Here is a 16892-nt window from a genome sequence, read left to right as displayed (position 1 = left end):
GAAAGTGTCTGAACAGCAGAAGAATGTACAGGAACCAGATTTGAATCAGTTAAGGAAAGTCCGCCGTGAGAAGCTCAGCGAGCTTCAGGCGAATGGAAAAGACCCATACCAGATAATGCGATATGACGTAAGCTGCCATGCCATGGACATCAAAGAGAATTTTGAAGAAATGGAAGGCAAACAGGTATCCGTTGCCGGGCGTATTATGCAGAAACGTGTTATGGGTAAAGCTTCTTTCTGTAACGTGTTGGATCAGTCAGGCAATATCCAGTCATATGTGGCAAGAGACAGCATTGGAGAAGAGGCATACAAAGATTTCAAGAAAATGGATATTGGAGACATTGTTGGCATCGAAGGAGAAGTATTTAAGACCAAGACAGGAGAGATTTCTATCCATGCGTCGTCCGTAAAACTGTTATCTAAGAGTCTGCAGATTCTCCCGGAGAAGTTCCATGGTCTGACGAATACAGATATACGTTACCGTCAGAGATATGTGGATCTGATTATGAATCCAGAGGTAAGAGATACCTTTATCAAGCGTTCCCATATCATCAGCTCTATCAGAAGATACCTGGACGCTCAGGGATTCCTGGAAGTAGAGACGCCGATGCTGGTAAGCAACGCAGGCGGAGCATCCGCAAGGCCGTTTGAGACACATTTTAATGCACTGGGTGAAGATTTCAAGCTTCGCATTTCCCTGGAGCTTTATTTAAAGCGTTTGATCGTCGGCGGGTTGGAGAAGGTATATGAAATCGGACGTGTATTCCGTAACGAAGGACTGGATACCAGACATAATCCGGAATTTACGTTGATGGAACTGTATCAGGCATATACAGATTATAACGGAATGATGGACCTGACTGAGAATATGTACCGCCATGTAGCACAGGAAGTGCTGGGCACAACAAAGATTGTTTACAACGGCGTAGAAATGGATCTTGGCAAACCATTTGAAAGAATTACCATGGTAGACGCGGTTAAAAAATATGCAGGTGTAGACTGGAATGAAGTAGAGACTTTGGAACAGGCCAGAGCGCTTGCTGATGAACATCACGTAGAATATGAGAAGAGACATAAAAAAGGCGATATCCTTAGCCTGTTCTTTGAAGAATTTGCAGAAGAGCATCTGATTCAGCCTACATTTGTAACAGACCATCCGATTGAAATCTCTCCGCTTACCAAGAAGAAACCGGAGAATCCGGAGTATGTGGAGCGTTTTGAATTCTTTATGAACGGCTGGGAGATGGCAAATGCTTACTCAGAGCTGAACGATCCTATCGATCAGCGTGAGCGTTTCAAAGATCAGGAGGAACAGTTGGCGCAGGGAAATGAAGAAGCGAATACGACTGATGAAGACTTCCTGAATGCGTTGGAGATTGGGATGCCTCCGACAGGCGGGATTGGGTTTGGAATTGACAGAATGTGTATGCTGCTGACAGACAGCGCGGCGATAAGAGATGTGTTGCTGTTCCCGACAATGAAGTCACTGGACGCTGACAAGAAAGCTTCCAAGACTTCCGAAGCAGCTCCGGCAGAGGCTGAAAAAACAGTTGAGAAGATTGATTTTTCCAAAGTAAAAGTTGAGCCATTATTTGAAGAAATGGTTGATTTCGATACTTTCAGCAAGTCTGATTTCAGAGCTGTAAAGGTAAAAGCATGTGAAGCAGTTAAGAAATCCAAGAAGCTGTTACAGTTCACTCTGGATGACGGAACAGGCACAGATCGTACGATTTTAAGCGGTATTCATGCTTATTACGAGCCGGAAGAACTGGTTGGAAAGACCTTAATTGCAATCACCAACCTGCCACCGAGAGCCATGATGGGAATTGAATCTTGTGGAATGCTTCTCAGTGCAATTCATGAGGAAGAGGGCGAAGAAAAACTTCATCTTCTGATGGTTGATAACCACATTCCGGCTGGTGCAAAGCTGTATTAAAATTAAATATTAAATGTCTAAAACCATGATGTCAGACCGCATTTGACAACAATTTGACAACAAAATTTGGGATAATAATGAATCGTTATGAAGCATGACGAATTTCAGGTGAAAGGACACAGGTTTGGCAATGAAGTAAGAGCACTTCTTAGAGTTAATCTAAGAGGTGCTTTTTTGCGTTGCATATCAAAGAGGCGCCAGTGGCGCGTCTGATGATTCGGCCCTGGAAAGTTATATCCCGGCAGTCAGCTTCTGTAAAACAGCAAATCTAATTTTGGAGGAAAACATCATGGGTAAAAGTTATAAACCAATTACAAGTATGAAGGAAGTACCAGAGCAGCTTAGAAAATTACGCCGACAGTATCTGCGTTATCAACAGGCAGAGATTATTTACAGCATTTCTCATAAGAAACTTTTTGAACTCGCCAGTGATGCAGGTGCAATTTACAGAATAGATGGAACCGTATTGATTAACCGGGATATTTTTGATGACTATCTGGAGCGTTTTCATGAACCGGCAACAGGAAATGATAAGGAGAAGAAGACGGATGAGCGGTAATGTATGGATGTTTTCAGATGAAATCGATGATGAAGATCTGGAATTTATGCGCCATGATTACGTGACCTATAACATGGCGTGCGAATACTACAGACTGGGAATCAAACCCGTTGTCCGTATGGCACATGAAGCAGGGGCAGTATATAAAATTGGGAAAAAGGTGTTGATTCGAAGAAGTATATTTGAAGCATATCTGAGAGAGAAGAGAAAGATTTGATGGAGGAGAAGAACATGAGCAATCAGAGAAAAATACTACATGATGACAGGAATGGATTAGATTATGTGTTGGTAGGAGATTATTACCTGCCAGTGCTATCATTACCGGAAGAAACCAGACCGATTGGGTACTGGGGAATGCTTCGAAAAGAATATATGAAAAACTATAAATCAGGTATGTATTCTTATCTTCTGTTGACTGGGAAATTGGACAGCTATCTGGCAGATCTGAATGAACAGGCACAGGAACGGTATGAATTGATTGAGGCACAAATACGAAGTGCGGAGGGAGTTACAGAGGAATTAAAAGCATGTAATCCTATGGAGTGGGTGCGACAGTGTAATAATGTCGAGAATCGTGTGCAGGAAATTGTATTGAGTGAATTGGTATATGTATAGGAGGAGCGTATGAGATACAGGATTGAATATGCTGATGGAAGATGTTGCAATTTCGCAAACAGCAGAAAAGATTTACTGGATTGGTTGAAACTTCTGAAAGATGAACAGATTGTTGATATCCGTAAAATCTATAAAAGCGGTGTTACAGATTTAGTTCTGGATAGTTACCGAAGATATTTAAAATAGTGAAGGGGTAGATGAAGATGTTGAAGCATATATGAGCCAGCACCGTCATGATACAGACATACAGGAATTGAAAACATATTTTACAAGTGTGATAGACTGGATTTCTGGTGTATTTAGTGATGTGGAAAGTGAAATGCGTGGGATTGAGTGGGGAAGATTATTTGAAACTTATCATAACCAACCATATGATCCGGTGGAAGCAGGAAGCGGCACATAAGGAAGCACCGAAAGTAAGAGAAGATAAAGCCAGATAGATGTGAGGACGTGGGAGAAATCCTGCGTCCTTTTTTAATGCGGATAAATATGATAGATGGTAAATAGTGTGTTGTTATTACTCGGTCAACCGACTATGATATATAGTGAATATTTTGTAGAAGATAGAATGTCTGGTGACAGATGAAAAGCAGCATAAAGAATAGCGGTGAAATTCAAACAAAGGAACCTTACATCAAATGTAAGTGGTGTATTTATGCTTTGTGTAGTAAAATTTTAATTGTAAAAAAGTATGAACAAAAAAGAGGTGTTAAGAATGGATTATACAAAAAAACTTTTAGAAGTACGCGACCTGCACAAAGCATATTCCAAAGAGGGCGTTCCCACAAAAGCACTAAACGGAATTACCTTTGATGTTCTAAGTGGCGAATATTTGGGAATTATGGGAGCCAGCGGTTCCGGGAAAACAACATTATTAAATTGTATTGCTACGGTCATTAAACCTACCTCTGGACAAATTTTGCTCTCCGGGGCGAATATAAGTGCCTTTGACGGTGCTAAGTTAGCGGAATACCGTGGAAATAGAATTGGTTATCTGTTTCAAGACTTTGCTTTGCTTGATAATTTGACAGGCAGAGAAAATATTCTGTTGCCCTTATCCATTCACAATATAGATAGTTCCATAGCCGAAAAGCACCTAAATGATATAGCCGGATTTCTTGGAATTACTGATGTTCTTTCAAAGTTTCCGGCGCAAATGTCCGGCGGTCAAAAGCAGCGTGTAGCCGCAGCCCGTAGTTTGATTTCTAATCCAGATATTATTTTGGCTGATGAGCCGACAGGCGCATTAGACACAAAAGCTGCACGGTTGCTTATGGAAAAATTACAGGAAGTCAACCAAGTGCAAGGACGTACCATTTTAATGGTTACGCATGACCCTAACGCAGCAAGTTTCTGTTCCCGCATTTTGTTCATACAGGACGGCGTTATTTTCCATGAATTGCGTCGCAAAGTTCCGACAGAAACACGGGAAGAATTTTATGCGCGCATATTACAGGTAATGGCGCAAATGGGAGGAGGGAGCGCAAATGTTCTTTAACCTTGCATGGAGAAATTCCAAACGTAGCCGCAATGAAAATCTGATTTACTTTCTGACAATGGTAACGGCGGTAGCGGCATTTTACATTGTGCTTTCTCTCGGAGCGCAGGACGTTATACGCTTTTTAAGCAGCCTTGAAAGCGATGCCGTGGAACGGCTGCTTACAAACCTTTTACCTACTGTCTATGTTTGTGCATTATTATTTGTATTTTTCCTTGTAGTATTTGCAAATAAGTATCAGCTCGAATGTCGCAGCCGGGAACTAGGATTATATTTGATGTTTGGTATGACAAAGACCCGATTATTTACGCAAATTATGACGGAGGGGCTTATCACTTCACTTGTCGCCCTCTTGGGTGGACTTATCTGCGGTGGTTTTCTATCCGAAGTTATCAGCCTTGCAACGGCACGTTTAGTCGGACACGGTGTTATTGCACATCAATCAAGTTTTTCATTAAGCGCAGTTTTCTTTACGATATTGGGATTTTTAATCATCCAATGTGTGGCGTTGTTTATACTATGCGGAAAATTGTTTAAGAAAGAAGTCCACCAACTGCTTTATGGAGAAATGGGAAAAAAACAACACACGGGCAGCACACACGGAAGTTTGCTATCCCTTGTAATTGGTACGGCAGTTTTACTTGTTGCATACTGGGTTGTCATAGAACACTTCATGACTGGCGGTGGTGTAATGCTGCTTGTTGCTGTCCTGCTTGGAATTGTTGGAACAATTCTTTTTATCCGAGGCATTGCCCGGCTTTTAAGTATAGTAGCTGCTTCTAACAAACGGAAAGCGACAAATGGACTTTATGTATTTACTTTGCGACAGCTTCACGAGAATGTTGTTTATAAATATATTTCAATTAGTGTTGCGTCTATTCTGATGATGCTTACCATTATGTTTATTGCAAATGGTTCTGCAACTATTATGTCGCATGGGAATGAATTAACAAGAACTTCTGCTGTTTATGATTTTACAGTAATGGGCGAAGAACAGAATGTTGAGCAATACCTTTCCGACGACCAAATGCGAGTTTATGTAGCTAATCTTAACCGTATGGAAACAGGGAACATGAAACGTCCTGCTTCCGGGGAAATGAAATCCTTTGTTGACTGGTCTGTATTAAGAAAAGAGATTGTTCAAAACTTGCCAGAGGGTGTAATAGACCCTGCGACACAAGAAGCTGCCAGTTACGAATTTGGTTCACATCAACCCGCAGCCCTTAATCTGCTTGGATTTATTGATACGGGGAGTGTTTCTCCTTATATGCTCCCAGTTTCATCATATAATCGCCTGTTGGAAGCCGCAGGAGAAAAGCAAATAAATCTTGAAAATGACGAAGCTGTTTTTTACCTCAACCCGGACTTTTTAGAAGATGAACAGGAAGATACCGTTGCTCTGTTAGACAGGATTGCAGAGAACGCACAGACAAGCGGTAATGCGTTGATTTCCATTGACAAAAAGTCAGTTACACTTGTTCCGTCTGTACCGATGAAAGGACTTACTGCTGATGAAAATGTTAAAATTGTAACCGCATTGATTGTTTCCGACGAGATATATCATAACTATGTAGACCCGGACACCTGTTCTGTATATTGGAATTTCTGTATTCCGAATGAGATTGTAGAAGCAAACGGACTGATGCTGTCCGTTATGGAAGCACGCGATTTGCTGAAGCCGTCCGGTCTGTATTACGAAAGCTATCTTGATAATTTCGGGCGGCAACTATTTTATCTTATCTCCGGGAGTTACATGACTTTATATATGGGCTTTATGCTATTGATTATCGCGTGTGCATTGCTTGCTTTGCAATTCCTAACACAAATGCAATCGACAAAATCAAGATATTTGACACTCTCAATTTTGGGTGCGAGGCGAGAACAGATAAAACGGTCAATTTATAAACAAGTTTTATGGTATTTTCTACTCCCCCTAATGTTGGCTTGTATAAGTGGTACGGTTGGTCTTTATGCAATGCAGCAGCATTTATACTCTGACAGCACAAGGATCGGGCAATCTTATCCGTTGTTGATTATTATGGCATTTACTGTCGTTCTTATTATGGCAATTTACGGTGTGGCTGTTGCGCGGACAGCTACACGGGAAATCGGAAAAATAAATTACAAGCCTAATTCATAACAGGCTTACGTGAAAGGAGGTGGTCGTATTGGCACGAATTATGGTAGTTGAAGATGATGTTTATATGCGGGAAGAACTGACGGATTTATTGAGAAAGTCGGGGTATGAAACAGCCTCGTTATTTGATTTTGAAAACGCAATACCGGAAATTACAGAGTATTCCCCCGATTTGGTTTTACTCGACATAAATCTTCCATTTCATTCCGGCTTTGAAATCTGCAAAGAATTAAAAGCAAAGCAGCTTGGAACAGTGTTGGTATTGACAGCAAGAGATAAATTGCAGGACGAACTTCACGCATTAGGATTGGGAGCTGATGACTACTTAACAAAGCCGTGTAATATAGAGCGCCTGCTTGCCCGCATTAAAAATTTATTACGACGCAAAGAGGAACAGATACGGCAAGGCTTACTGGACGGGAACGGATTTTTACTTGACCCAAACACCTTTACAATTTATGTGGGGAAGAGTTCTTCCCTCATGCCACCCAATGAGGGAAAAATATTGCTTGCGCTTTTGAAGAAAAGCCCTAATCTTGTTACCAAACATGAGCTGTGCAACGTGCTTTGGGGAACGGAAGAATGCATTGACGAAAATGCGCTGCAAGTAACTTTTACGCGATTGAGGAAAACGCTCCGTGAATTTGGTCTTGAAGAACGGATAGAAACAGTACGCGGACAAGGCTACCGCTTGAAAGAGCAGGTGCGATTATGAAGAAGCTAAAAATATTTTTAACCTATATTTCCTCTAATCGTGTATGGATTATCACACTTGCCTGTTTGGACGTATTCTTTATATTCCTTGCCTGGCTGGCTAATCCAGATTATTTTATCAATTATGTTGCATTGATCATTTTCGTATCATTTGCCACACTTGCTATCCCGCTTGCTATATCAATCAGAAAACGCAACAAGACAGACGCTATTTTTCGGCGTTTTCTATTGGAGCCAGACGATACCAACGAATACTTACTGTGTGAAGCTGTTCCCGCAGTATTACGCCCTTATATCTGTGAATTGGGGCAGCATTTGAGGACGCAGCAGGAATATATCAACGAACAGAAAATTACAGTTACAGATTATCAACACTACATTGAAAATTGGGTACATGAAATCAAAAAGCCGCTATCCCTTATGACCTTGCTACTGGACAATCGAAAAGATGAAATGTCCCCTTTGGTTCATACCCGTATGCTGTATGTACGCGACCATACCCGACAGGATATAGAACAAATTCTATACTTTTCAAGGCTTGGGGCTACTCATAAGGATTACTTTTTTGAGCCGCTTTCAATTCTTGAAATTTGTCGTGAAGCAGTTGAAGATAATTTAACGCTTCTTGAAGAAGCTGGATTTTCTGTTGAATATACCGAAAACGATGCTCAAGTGATTTCTGACAAAAAAGGTTTGATGTTCATTTTAGGACAGATAATCAGCAATAGTGTGAAATATACGGGGAACAATCCTGCTCCTCGACTTCTCTTTTCCATTGCTGATAGTGCGGATAATGAACAGATTTCTTTATCTATGAAAGACAACGGCACAAGCATACCGTTGTCTGACTTACCTTTTGTTTTCGACAAGGGGTTTACTGGAGATACGGGCAGTTACCTTAGTCGTTCTACGGGTATGGGGTTATACCTTGTTCAGAAAATGGCAACTGACCTGTCTATCACGGTGGAGCTAAAAAACAATTCTTGCGGTGGAACAACTGTAACCTTGACGTTCCCGAAAGTGGAGCGTCCATTTGGGAGGTAATGAAATGCAGTTACAAAACGAAACAATAAAAGAGCGCACACCAATAAAAGGCTTGCTCATTGATTGGTTGATTATATTTGGAACATATCTTTTTATCCGTGTATTCTTCGCCCTCTTTGGGCTTCATCAGAATATTGTCATTTTGGGCTGTTGCCTTGCGGTATTGCCATATCTTTTGGGGGCAGTATATTTACAGAAATCCCACAAGCAATGTCCATTATGGCTTTCTGCATCGGCTATTTTAATACCGTCCATTGTTGAAAAAATAGCGATATATTTATTTGGTGCGTACTTATACAATTTAAGCCCGATAAATGTTTTAGGAGTTATGGAAGCGATTAAGAGTAACGCATCATACACAAACTTCATTAAAAATCAATCAGCACAGAATTTAATCAATCTATCATATTTGAATTGGACATACATTCTATGCAGTATAGCTATTTCTGTTTTGGTTATCTTGCTTTTAAATCAGACAAAACAGAAAAGTAATAAAGGATAAAGAGAACTTTATGAAAGTGACATAGTATAAAACATCTGCCACTCGACGGCAAAAGAAAAAAAAACGTCGCACAGCAAATATATAGGGTTAATTGTGAGATGAAAATATGAGAAATTAGCTGTATTTGATATATCTGAATCCGGCAGAGAGATTGGAGAAAAGTTGATACTTTTGCTTGATGAAAGACAACGGAAAGAACTTGCACAGTATTCGCCATATATTGCAATACCAAAGGTGTCTTCGCAAAACAGAAGATATATTCCGATGGATTATCTTGAAGGAGAAATAATTCCAGGCGATAAACTTTTTACAATGCCGTCAGCCACAAGTTACGAGTTTGGAATACTAATGTCCAATGTTCATATGGCATGGACCAGAGCAGTATGTGGTCGACTAAAGAGTGATTATAGTTATTCTAATATGATTGTTTATAATAATTTCCCTTGGCCTTCTCCAACAAATGATCAAAAGGAAAAGATAAGAAAAACGGCACAGGCTATCTTGAATGCTAGAGCACTTTATACAGATAGCAATCTTGCAGATCTTTATGATCCTTTGACAATGCCAACAGAATTACTGAAAGCACATAAAGCAAATAACAGAGCAGTGATGCATGCTTATGGATTTAGCATTAAAATGTCAGAAGCAGACTGTGTTGCTGAATTAATGAGAATGTATCAGAAATTGACAAAAGAAAAATAATGATTACCCCAAAGGGGGCTGTGAAAAAAGAATAGTCCCGAAAAAAAGAAAGACCAAGAGTTTATATTGAACTCAAGGTCTTTCTTTCTGTTATAATTAATTTGTGACAAAAAATAATAACATAATCTATTCTAACCCAAAACAGGCAATTTTGCCAATGCTAATTCAAGATTATCTGGACATCTGTGATCCAGTGCTGACTTTTGACAGATTTATGGGAGGAATCGAACTGGAGAAATATCTGAAAAATATTCCGCAACATTATACAGGAAGACTCAGATATGACCCGGTCAGCATGCTGAAGACAGTTTTGTTTGGATTTATGGCGAATGGCTATATATCATTACGTGAACTGGAGGATCAGTGTAAAGTCAATCTCCGCTTCATGTATCTCATGGATCATCAAACACCTTCTTATCGTACCTTCGGTTACTTCATTAACGAGGTACTTGCTGATTCCATTGAAGAGATATTTCAAGACATAAACAAAAAAATTTTCGAGACAGAACATGTGGATCTCCAACACCTATACATCGATGGATCCAAGTTTGAAGCAAATGCAAATAAATATTCCTGGGTATGGAAAAAATCAACAGAAAAATCTAGATACCGTCTCTTCGATAAGATTACTACACTTTTTGAGGAAATCAATGAAGAACTGACATGTACAGGGATAAAGCTTTGTATCAATAGTGAGTATGCGCCAGATTATCTGAAAGGAGCTGCAGAACAGTATGCAGAAGCCTGGCAGATTGATGAAACTGCGTTTGTTCATGGCAGGGGACATCGCAAAACTACACAGCAACGGCATTATGAGAAACTCAGGGAGTATGCTGCTAAGTTAGAAGAATACATGGAAAAAATCAAAATCTGTGGGGAGGATCGTAACAGCTACTCGAAAACAGATCATTCGGCTACTTTTATGCGAATCAAGACAGATTACATGGGAAATGACCAGCTGCTTCCGGCTTATAATGTACAGGTTGGTGTTGCAGATGAATACATTGCTGTTGTTGATGTAAATCAGTATCGCTCAGATATGGATTGTTTTGTTCCGTTGATGAACAAGTTTTATACTACATATGGCTTTTATCCGAAGTATCCAGTGGCAGATGCCGGATATGGTTCTTACAACAATTATATTTTTTGTGAGCAGCATGGAATGGAAAAGTATATGAAATTCACCATGTTCAAAAAAGAGACTACTGACAGGAAGTATCATGAAGATCCATTCCGAGCAGTAAATTTTCCAATTGGTGAAGACGGAATCATGCGTTGCCCAAACGGGAAAAAATTTTATCTTCAATATCGTAAAAACGTAAAGGGAAACAAGTATGGTCGTCAGGAAGAAGTATATCAGTGTGAAGATTGTTCTGAATGTCCGTACGCAGAACAATGTAAAAAGACGGATAAGAATCGTACTGTGAGGATTAACCGTGAACTTACAGCGATGCACCAGGAAGTAGTTAAAAATCTCGAAAGTATCCAGGGAGCACTTCTAAGGATGAACAGATCCATTCAGGCAGAAGGTACATTTGGTATCCTAAAAAACGATCGTTGGTACAAAAGAATTGTGCGAAGAGGAATAAAATCCGTCCTGCTTGAAGTATTTCTTGTTTCTATCGGACACAATCTTTATAAATATCACAACAAGCAAAAAAAAGTTGCAACTGCCGCATAGGATTCATAATGGCATTCTCATGGGGGAAGGGGGATTATACGCTTTTTTGTGAAATATAACTACTGTTGTATTTATAAGAAAAAGGACGCATGAAAAACTTTCGTTTTTTCACACGTCCTATTTTTTTGCTTTTTTTCAAAATCATCTGACTTTATACATTCTGCCACATGTGATTAGTGGAAAAATGATTTTTCAAGAAAATCCATGTCCTCACGTTCTCTGGAATATGCAACTAGCGAAGAAGTATTTCATTTATGTACAAAAAACTTGCAAAAAGGGGTTGGTAAATACCATTTCCAACGCTTTATAGGTAGAGGAATAATTATTTTTCAAAATTTCCCAAAATCATGTCCGATTTTGTCGCTCCCAATACAGAGTATATGAAGGGACTAACGAAAGTAAAAGAAAAAATGATAAAAATGTAAAAAAATATCACGAATCTTTTGCATCTTGCAAAGTCATTTGACTTTAGTAATTAGAGGACGTTTTGGAATGTTCCTTTGTTGAACCTTGACAATTGATAAGTGCACCCTGAAAGCCTACCAGGAGTTCTGCCATGACCTTTCTTTTTCTGAAAGCAAGCGGAATCATAATGACACTCCCGATGATGGGCGGTTGATCAAAGCCTTATGATCAGTGACCTGTGTATGCAGGCAGAGGCAGTCTGAGACGGCTGCAGGTGACAGGGAAACGCACAATAGACCGCTGATGCAACAAGTAACTAATAACAATGATTAAAGGGTATCATACCCGGAAAGGACGTAAAAACTATGAATAGAGTGATTTTAATGGGAAGACTGACAAAGAATCCGGAGATCAAATATGCCGGAAAAGATAATGATATGGCAGTAGCAAGATATACACTGGCAGTGAACAGAAAATATAAACGTGATGGTGAACAGGAAGCGGATTTTATTTCGTGTGTAACATTTGGTAAGAGTGCAGAGTTTGCACAGAAATATCTTCACAAGGGAATGCGGATTGTGATCGGTGGTCGCATCAGCACTGGCAGTTATAAGGATAAGGATGGAAAGACGATTTATACCACAGATGTGATTGTGGAAGAACATGAATTTGCCCAGAACAAGGACAGCGGTGCTGGAGCAGATTCATCAGAAACTCCGAAAACAGATAAAGACGGATTTATGGAAGCGAAGGATGGAGAAAATCCGTTTGACTAATAAAAGCAGAAATCTGTCTAATAAAAATGTGGAGGTTATTTATGAGTGTAAGTTATAACAGATTGTGGAAACAGCTCATTGATAAAAATATGAAGCGAATAGAAATGCAACACCTCACCGGGATTAGTGCAAATATCCTTGCCCGGATGGGAAAAAATCAATATGTATCAATGGAAACAGTCGAGAAAATTTGTAAGAAAATGGATTGTACTATTGACGAGATGATGGAATTTACAGATTAAAGATAGCAAGCCGGATACGGCATAATTCTCTTAGCAAAGCTAAGAGCGCACTTCTATACAGGCAATTACATCTGCCTGTATCGTGCGACCTGCGGTGCCATTCCTGACTTTGAAGAATTTCAATCCGGGAATATAGCGAAATCATAGATTTCGTACAAGGGGATAATTTCCCCTTGCGGCAAGAAGCCTATCCTATTGTAATAACTAATCTATTTTAAAATTGCGGAGGTCAGTATTTCTTTATTGTGAAACAACGACCTCTGTTTTTTATATCCAGGAATCGGCATTTATGAGAAGACCGGTTCTTTTTGTTTACAGAAAAAGGAGGACAGGAAAGTGAGCAGAGCAAAAAATCCGAAATATGAATCCATGTCATTGGAAGAACTGAGAGCCAACATGGAAAAAAGTAAAAAGGAACTGGAACATGCGATCCACAATAAAAATATTCTTGAACAGAGGAAAAGGATAGTGGAGCGAAAGGAACGTTCCCACAGATTGATCGTTAAAGGAGCAGAGTTTGAAAAAGCATTTCCATTATCCAGAGATTTGGAACAGGAAGAAGTTCAGGATGTTATGGAACAGTTGCAGAACAGTAGTTACAACAAGAGTATTGTGCGACAGGTTTACATAGCAGCCTTACACAAAGAGCAACAGCAGATTGCAGAAGCAGTTGAAAGAGCAGAAAAAGGAGATGACAGTTAATGGCATTGTATCATTTTTCGGTAAAGCAGGTGTCCAGAGGAAAAGGTCAGACAGTGGTTAATTCCGCAGCGTATATTTCGGGGCAGAAGCTTTATAACGATTATTATGGACAGACGCATGACTATACAAAAAAGTCTGGAGTAGTTTTCACAGAAATTCTGACGCCGGAATATGTGCCGGAACGTCTGACTGATCGGGAAACACTCTGGAATGAGGTAGAAAAGGTGGAGAAAAGTAAACGGGCACAGTTAGCTTATTCTTTTGATATTGCTTTGCAAAATGAACTGACGCTAGATGAAAATATAGAACTGGCAAGAGCGTTTTGCCGGGAGCAGTTCGTAGCACATGGCATGATTGTAGATCTGGCAGTTCATGAGGGAAAATCAAAGAATGAGGATGAACCAGATAATCCACATTTTCATGTACTTGCTCCAATCCGTCCTTTTACAGAAGATGGAAGATGGGGCAACAAGCAGAAACGGGAATATGTTCTGGATGAAGATGGAAACCGGATAAAAGATGCTAAAGGGAAGGATATATTCAATGCTGTTTCCACTACCGGGTGGAATGATCCGGAGCTTTTAAAGGAATGGAGAAGAGCGTGGACGGAGAAAGTAAATGAAAAATTCCGGGAGTGCCACATGGCAGCCAGAATTGATCACCGTTCTTACAAAGAGCAGGGAATTGACTTGATTCCGACCATACATGAGGGATATGAAGTTCGGGCGATGGAGAAAAAGGGGATTAAAACAATCATCGGGGAACTGAACAGAGCTATTCGACAGTTCAATCAGATGTTTATTTCTTTGAAAGAATCCATTCAGTGGATGAAGACAGCTTATGAAGAAATGAAGGTAGAACTGGATCGCAGACAGAACCCTACACTTCTGGAAAGCCTGCAAGATTATTATGATAAAAAGACACAGGGCAGACTACCGCTCCCAAATTTCTATGCGGAGATGAAACGGAGAGGGAAGAATCTCTCCAACTTACAGGAGTTTGCAAAGTCTATCAATTATCTTCAGACACATCAGATAGAGACAATGGATGACTTGAAGGAACGGATTGATGAACTGAATGGTGTTGTATCAGTCAGTAAAAAAGAGATTTCCGAAAAGCGAGATCAGTTAAAGAAACTGGAAAATCTACAAAAGATGGCAGAAGTAATAAAGATAAACCAGCCATTGATTGATGAATATAACCGTTTCTATTTTCAGAAAAGAAGGGAGAAATATTACCAGCAGCATAAGAAAGAAATCAATTACTATCGCAAATGTGAACGGGAGCTGAAACAGCATCTGGATAAAAATGGAAAAGTGCCAACTGCCAGATGGAAACGGGAAAAAGAAGAACTCCGGACAGCGATCGAAGAGCTGAAAGCAGATAAGCAGCCATATCAAGATGAGTTGGCTTTTGTGAAAAAAGTACAGACCTGTGCAGATATTGCCAGACGTGACCGGGAAATGGCAGAAGCAGATACTTCCGGGCGTTCAGAAGAAAAAAGCGAGAAGCAGACAAAGTTCCCAGCATTTCACGCAGCTCAGACGGAAGATATTTTTGAAGAAAGCGGTAAAGCAGAGCAACAGCCGGTGAATCAGCAGGAGAAGAAGCCAGAAAAGAAGACTTCTCTTCTGAGAAAATTGGATGAAAAGAAGAAAGAGTGTGCAGAGCGTGATGCAAAACAACAGGCAGTGAGGGAAAAACGGAACCATGAGATGAGTTTATAACAGTCTGTCAACAGGACAGATAGGAAAGGATGATGAAAATGCAGTATACAGAAGAACAGATTGCAAGAGCAAACCAGACCGATCTTGTTTCTTTCCTGAACGAACAGGGAGAACAGTTGGTAAAAAGTGGCAGAGAATACCGTTGGAAAAAGCATGACAGTGTAACGATATCCGGAAACCGATGGTATCGGCATAGTCAGAGTAAAGGAGGTTATCCGGTAGATTTTGTAATGGAATTTTATTATGCAACATTCCCGGAAGCAGTGAAAATGCTGATCGGGGAAGAAGGCGAAGGCAGGCAGAAGTCCTGCCCCGCCCCGTCAAAAGACTTCCGATTACCGGAGAAAAATAAAGATAATGAAATGATTGTAAAGTATCTGACAGAAAGCAGAGAGCTTGAGAAAAATCTGGTGATGGAATGGATTGTCAGAGGAGATATTTACGAAGAAAAGAAGCATCATAATGTTGTATTTATCGGCAGAGATGCAGATGGTATTCCAAGATATGCACATTGCCGTGGAACTGGTGAAATGAAATATCGTGGAGATGTAGCCGGTTCTGATAAAGCTTTTGGATTTTGCCACAGAGGAACGGATAATCAGTTGTTTGTGTTTGAAGCAGCCATTGATCTGCTCTCTTTTATTCAGTTGTTTCCCAAAGACTGGAAGAAACGCAGCTACCTGAGTCTGGGTGGAGTCTCCAGTGTGGCACTGATGACCTTTCTTTCTGAACGCCCTCAGATTACTTCTGTTTTCCTGTGCCTGGATAATGACCAGGCAGGGAATGAGGCTTGTGAGAAACTGGCAGGAGAAATCTCAGAAGGATACAGTGTAATTCGTCTGAAACCATCGCGAAAAGACTGGAATGAAATCCTCTGTGATAAAAATACTGACAGAAAGAAAGCAATCGCAGAAACAATCACAATAAAAGTACCAGAAGCAGAAGAACTGGTGCCGATGTTATGTTATGAAGATATTAAGCAGACCAGTGTGGAGTGGTTGTGGTTTCCTTATATTCCATTTGGAAAACTGACAATCATTCAGGGCAATCCGGGAGAAGGAAAAACTTATTTTGCAATGATGCTGACGGCAGCTTGTACCAATCGAAAGTTATTTCCTAATATGGAAGATATTGAACCGTTCAATGTAATTTATCAGACAGCAGAGGACGGTATGGGTGACACTATCAAGCCAAGACTGATAGAAGCAGGAGCAGATCTGAGCCGGGTTATGGTAATTGATGATACGGAAGAAGCATTAACCCTATCTGATGATCGAATTGAAAAAGCAGTCAGACAGAATCGAGTGCGGCTTGTAATCATTGATCCGGTACAGGCATTTATTGGAGCAGATGTGGATATGAACCGGGCAAATGAAGTGCGTCCGGTGTTCCGAAAACTGGGAATGATTGCCGAGAAGACCGGATGTGCCATTGTGCTGATCGGACATCTGAATAAATCTTCCGGAACACAGAGCACTTATCGAGGACTTGGTTCTATTGATATTATGGCAGCAGTGCGAAGCTTGATTTTCATCGGAAAAGTAAGAAAAGATCCAACCAGGTAGTGTAAAGTAGTCTATGAAAAAATGGAGCTGAAAAAATGGCTCCATCGGAACCTTGAAAATTGCAGATATATTAGCTTTTGGCGGTGT

At 40.3% G+C, this 16892-nt stretch carries 17 protein-coding genes and 1 pseudogene; all 18 read left to right on the top strand.

The annotated features are described in order from the left end of the window. Nucleotides 1-4: 4 nt before the first annotated feature. Complete coding sequence (lysS, locus tag OCV99_RS06530; protein WP_158369290.1) at nt 5-1936, top strand: lysine--tRNA ligase; 1932 nt, start codon at nt 5-7, stop codon at nt 1934-1936. Between the two features lie 289 nt (nt 1937-2225). Next, nucleotides 2226-2495 carry a DUF6462 family protein gene (locus OCV99_RS06525; protein ID WP_055282113.1) on the top strand — a complete coding sequence of 90 codons (270 nt, stop codon included), beginning with the start codon at nt 2226-2228 and terminating at the stop codon, nt 2493-2495. Continuing rightward, a complete protein-coding gene (locus OCV99_RS06520) occupies nt 2485-2712 on the top strand; it encodes a DUF6462 family protein (RefSeq protein WP_055282111.1) in 228 nt (75 codons plus the stop codon). The genes OCV99_RS06525 and OCV99_RS06520 overlap by 11 nt, the downstream gene beginning before the upstream one ends. Before the next feature lie 14 nt (nt 2713-2726). After that, nucleotides 2727-3110, top strand: coding sequence for a TnpV protein (locus OCV99_RS06515; RefSeq protein WP_055282232.1), 384 nt, complete (start codon nt 2727-2729; stop codon nt 3108-3110). Between the two features lie 9 nt (nt 3111-3119). Continuing rightward, a complete protein-coding gene (locus OCV99_RS06510; RefSeq protein WP_172679858.1) occupies nt 3120-3296 on the top strand; it encodes a hypothetical protein in 177 nt (58 codons plus the stop codon). Between the two features lie 31 nt (nt 3297-3327). Then, a complete protein-coding gene (locus OCV99_RS06505) occupies nt 3328-3513 on the top strand; it encodes a hypothetical protein (RefSeq protein ID WP_055282109.1) in 186 nt (61 codons plus the stop codon). 312 nt (nt 3514-3825) lie between these two features. Further along, on the top strand, nt 3826-4608 hold the full coding sequence (locus tag OCV99_RS06500) for an ABC transporter ATP-binding protein (protein WP_055282106.1): 783 nt from the start codon (nt 3826-3828) through the stop codon (nt 4606-4608). After that, nucleotides 4598-6748, top strand: a complete 2151-nt coding sequence (locus OCV99_RS06495) for an ABC transporter permease (protein ID WP_055282104.1) — start codon at nt 4598-4600, stop codon at nt 6746-6748. The genes OCV99_RS06500 and OCV99_RS06495 overlap by 11 nt, the downstream gene beginning before the upstream one ends. Before the next feature lie 28 nt (nt 6749-6776). Then, the gene (locus OCV99_RS06490) at nt 6777-7460 is read left to right on the top strand and encodes a response regulator transcription factor (RefSeq protein WP_226838039.1); all 684 of its coding nucleotides are present in this window, start codon (nt 6777-6779) and stop codon (nt 7458-7460) included. Further along, on the top strand, nt 7457-8503 hold the full coding sequence (locus OCV99_RS06485) for a sensor histidine kinase (protein WP_055282102.1): 1047 nt from the start codon (nt 7457-7459) through the stop codon (nt 8501-8503). The genes OCV99_RS06490 and OCV99_RS06485 overlap by 4 nt, the downstream gene beginning before the upstream one ends. 4 nt (nt 8504-8507) lie before the next feature. Further along, nucleotides 8508-9005, top strand: coding sequence for a hypothetical protein (locus OCV99_RS06480; protein WP_055282100.1), 498 nt, complete (start codon nt 8508-8510; stop codon nt 9003-9005). Between the two features lie 171 nt (nt 9006-9176). Then, the gene (locus OCV99_RS06475) at nt 9177-9707 is read left to right on the top strand and encodes a type IIL restriction-modification enzyme MmeI (RefSeq protein ID WP_055282097.1); all 531 of its coding nucleotides are present in this window, start codon (nt 9177-9179) and stop codon (nt 9705-9707) included. A gap of 157 nt (nt 9708-9864) precedes the next feature. Continuing rightward, entirely contained in the window at nt 9865-11388 is a 1524-nt protein-coding gene (locus OCV99_RS06470) for a transposase (RefSeq protein WP_055297391.1), read from the top strand. A gap of 770 nt (nt 11389-12158) precedes the next feature. After that, the gene (locus OCV99_RS06465) at nt 12159-12569 is read left to right on the top strand and encodes a single-stranded DNA-binding protein (RefSeq protein WP_148872503.1); all 411 of its coding nucleotides are present in this window, start codon (nt 12159-12161) and stop codon (nt 12567-12569) included. 41 nt (nt 12570-12610) lie between these two features. After that, a complete protein-coding gene (locus OCV99_RS06460) occupies nt 12611-12811 on the top strand; it encodes a helix-turn-helix domain-containing protein (RefSeq protein WP_055282092.1) in 201 nt (66 codons plus the stop codon). Between the two features lie 336 nt (nt 12812-13147). Beyond that, nucleotides 13148-13513 carry a DUF3847 domain-containing protein gene (locus OCV99_RS06455; RefSeq protein ID WP_055282090.1) on the top strand — a complete coding sequence of 122 codons (366 nt, stop codon included), beginning with the start codon at nt 13148-13150 and terminating at the stop codon, nt 13511-13513. Then, complete coding sequence (gene mobQ / locus OCV99_RS06450; RefSeq protein WP_148872499.1) at nt 13513-15240, top strand: MobQ family relaxase; 1728 nt, start codon at nt 13513-13515, stop codon at nt 15238-15240. The genes OCV99_RS06455 and mobQ overlap by 1 nt, the downstream gene beginning before the upstream one ends. A gap of 38 nt (nt 15241-15278) precedes the next feature. Next, nucleotides 15279-16799 (top strand): annotated as a pseudogene (locus OCV99_RS06445) (AAA family ATPase); the annotation flags it as partial. Nucleotides 16800-16892: the final 93 nt, after the last annotated feature.

It is taken from the genome of Dorea acetigenes (genome assembly GCF_025567385.1).
GTDB lineage: Bacteria > Bacillota > Clostridia > Lachnospirales > Lachnospiraceae > Claveliimonas > Claveliimonas acetigenes.
Note: the sequence above shows the minus strand (reverse complement) of the source record. Positions and strands in the feature narration are given on the sequence as shown.

Excerpts from the sequence above, each read along its gene's own strand:
- OCV99_RS06470 (WP_055297391.1), top strand. The coding sequence starts at position 9,865 with ATGCTAATTCAAGATTATCTGGACATCTGTGATCCAGTGCTGACTTTT.
- mobQ (WP_148872499.1), top strand. The coding sequence starts at position 13,513 with ATGGCATTGTATCATTTTTCGGTAAAGCAGGTGTCCAGAGGAAAAGGT.
- OCV99_RS06480 (WP_055282100.1), top strand. The coding sequence starts at position 8,508 with ATGCAGTTACAAAACGAAACAATAAAAGAGCGCACACCAATAAAAGGC.
- OCV99_RS06460 (WP_055282092.1), top strand. The coding sequence starts at position 12,611 with ATGAGTGTAAGTTATAACAGATTGTGGAAACAGCTCATTGATAAAAAT.
- OCV99_RS06520 (WP_055282111.1), top strand. The coding sequence starts at position 2,485 with ATGAGCGGTAATGTATGGATGTTTTCAGATGAAATCGATGATGAAGAT.
- OCV99_RS06500 (WP_055282106.1), top strand. The coding sequence starts at position 3,826 with ATGGATTATACAAAAAAACTTTTAGAAGTACGCGACCTGCACAAAGCA.
- OCV99_RS06525 (WP_055282113.1), top strand. The coding sequence starts at position 2,226 with ATGGGTAAAAGTTATAAACCAATTACAAGTATGAAGGAAGTACCAGAG.
- OCV99_RS06515 (WP_055282232.1), top strand. The coding sequence starts at position 2,727 with ATGAGCAATCAGAGAAAAATACTACATGATGACAGGAATGGATTAGAT.
- OCV99_RS06495 (WP_055282104.1), top strand. The coding sequence starts at position 4,598 with ATGTTCTTTAACCTTGCATGGAGAAATTCCAAACGTAGCCGCAATGAA.
- OCV99_RS06485 (WP_055282102.1), top strand. The coding sequence starts at position 7,457 with ATGAAGAAGCTAAAAATATTTTTAACCTATATTTCCTCTAATCGTGTA.
- OCV99_RS06510 (WP_172679858.1), top strand. The coding sequence starts at position 3,120 with ATGAGATACAGGATTGAATATGCTGATGGAAGATGTTGCAATTTCGCA.
- OCV99_RS06465 (WP_148872503.1), top strand. The coding sequence starts at position 12,159 with ATGAATAGAGTGATTTTAATGGGAAGACTGACAAAGAATCCGGAGATC.
- OCV99_RS06505 (WP_055282109.1), top strand. The coding sequence starts at position 3,328 with ATGAGCCAGCACCGTCATGATACAGACATACAGGAATTGAAAACATAT.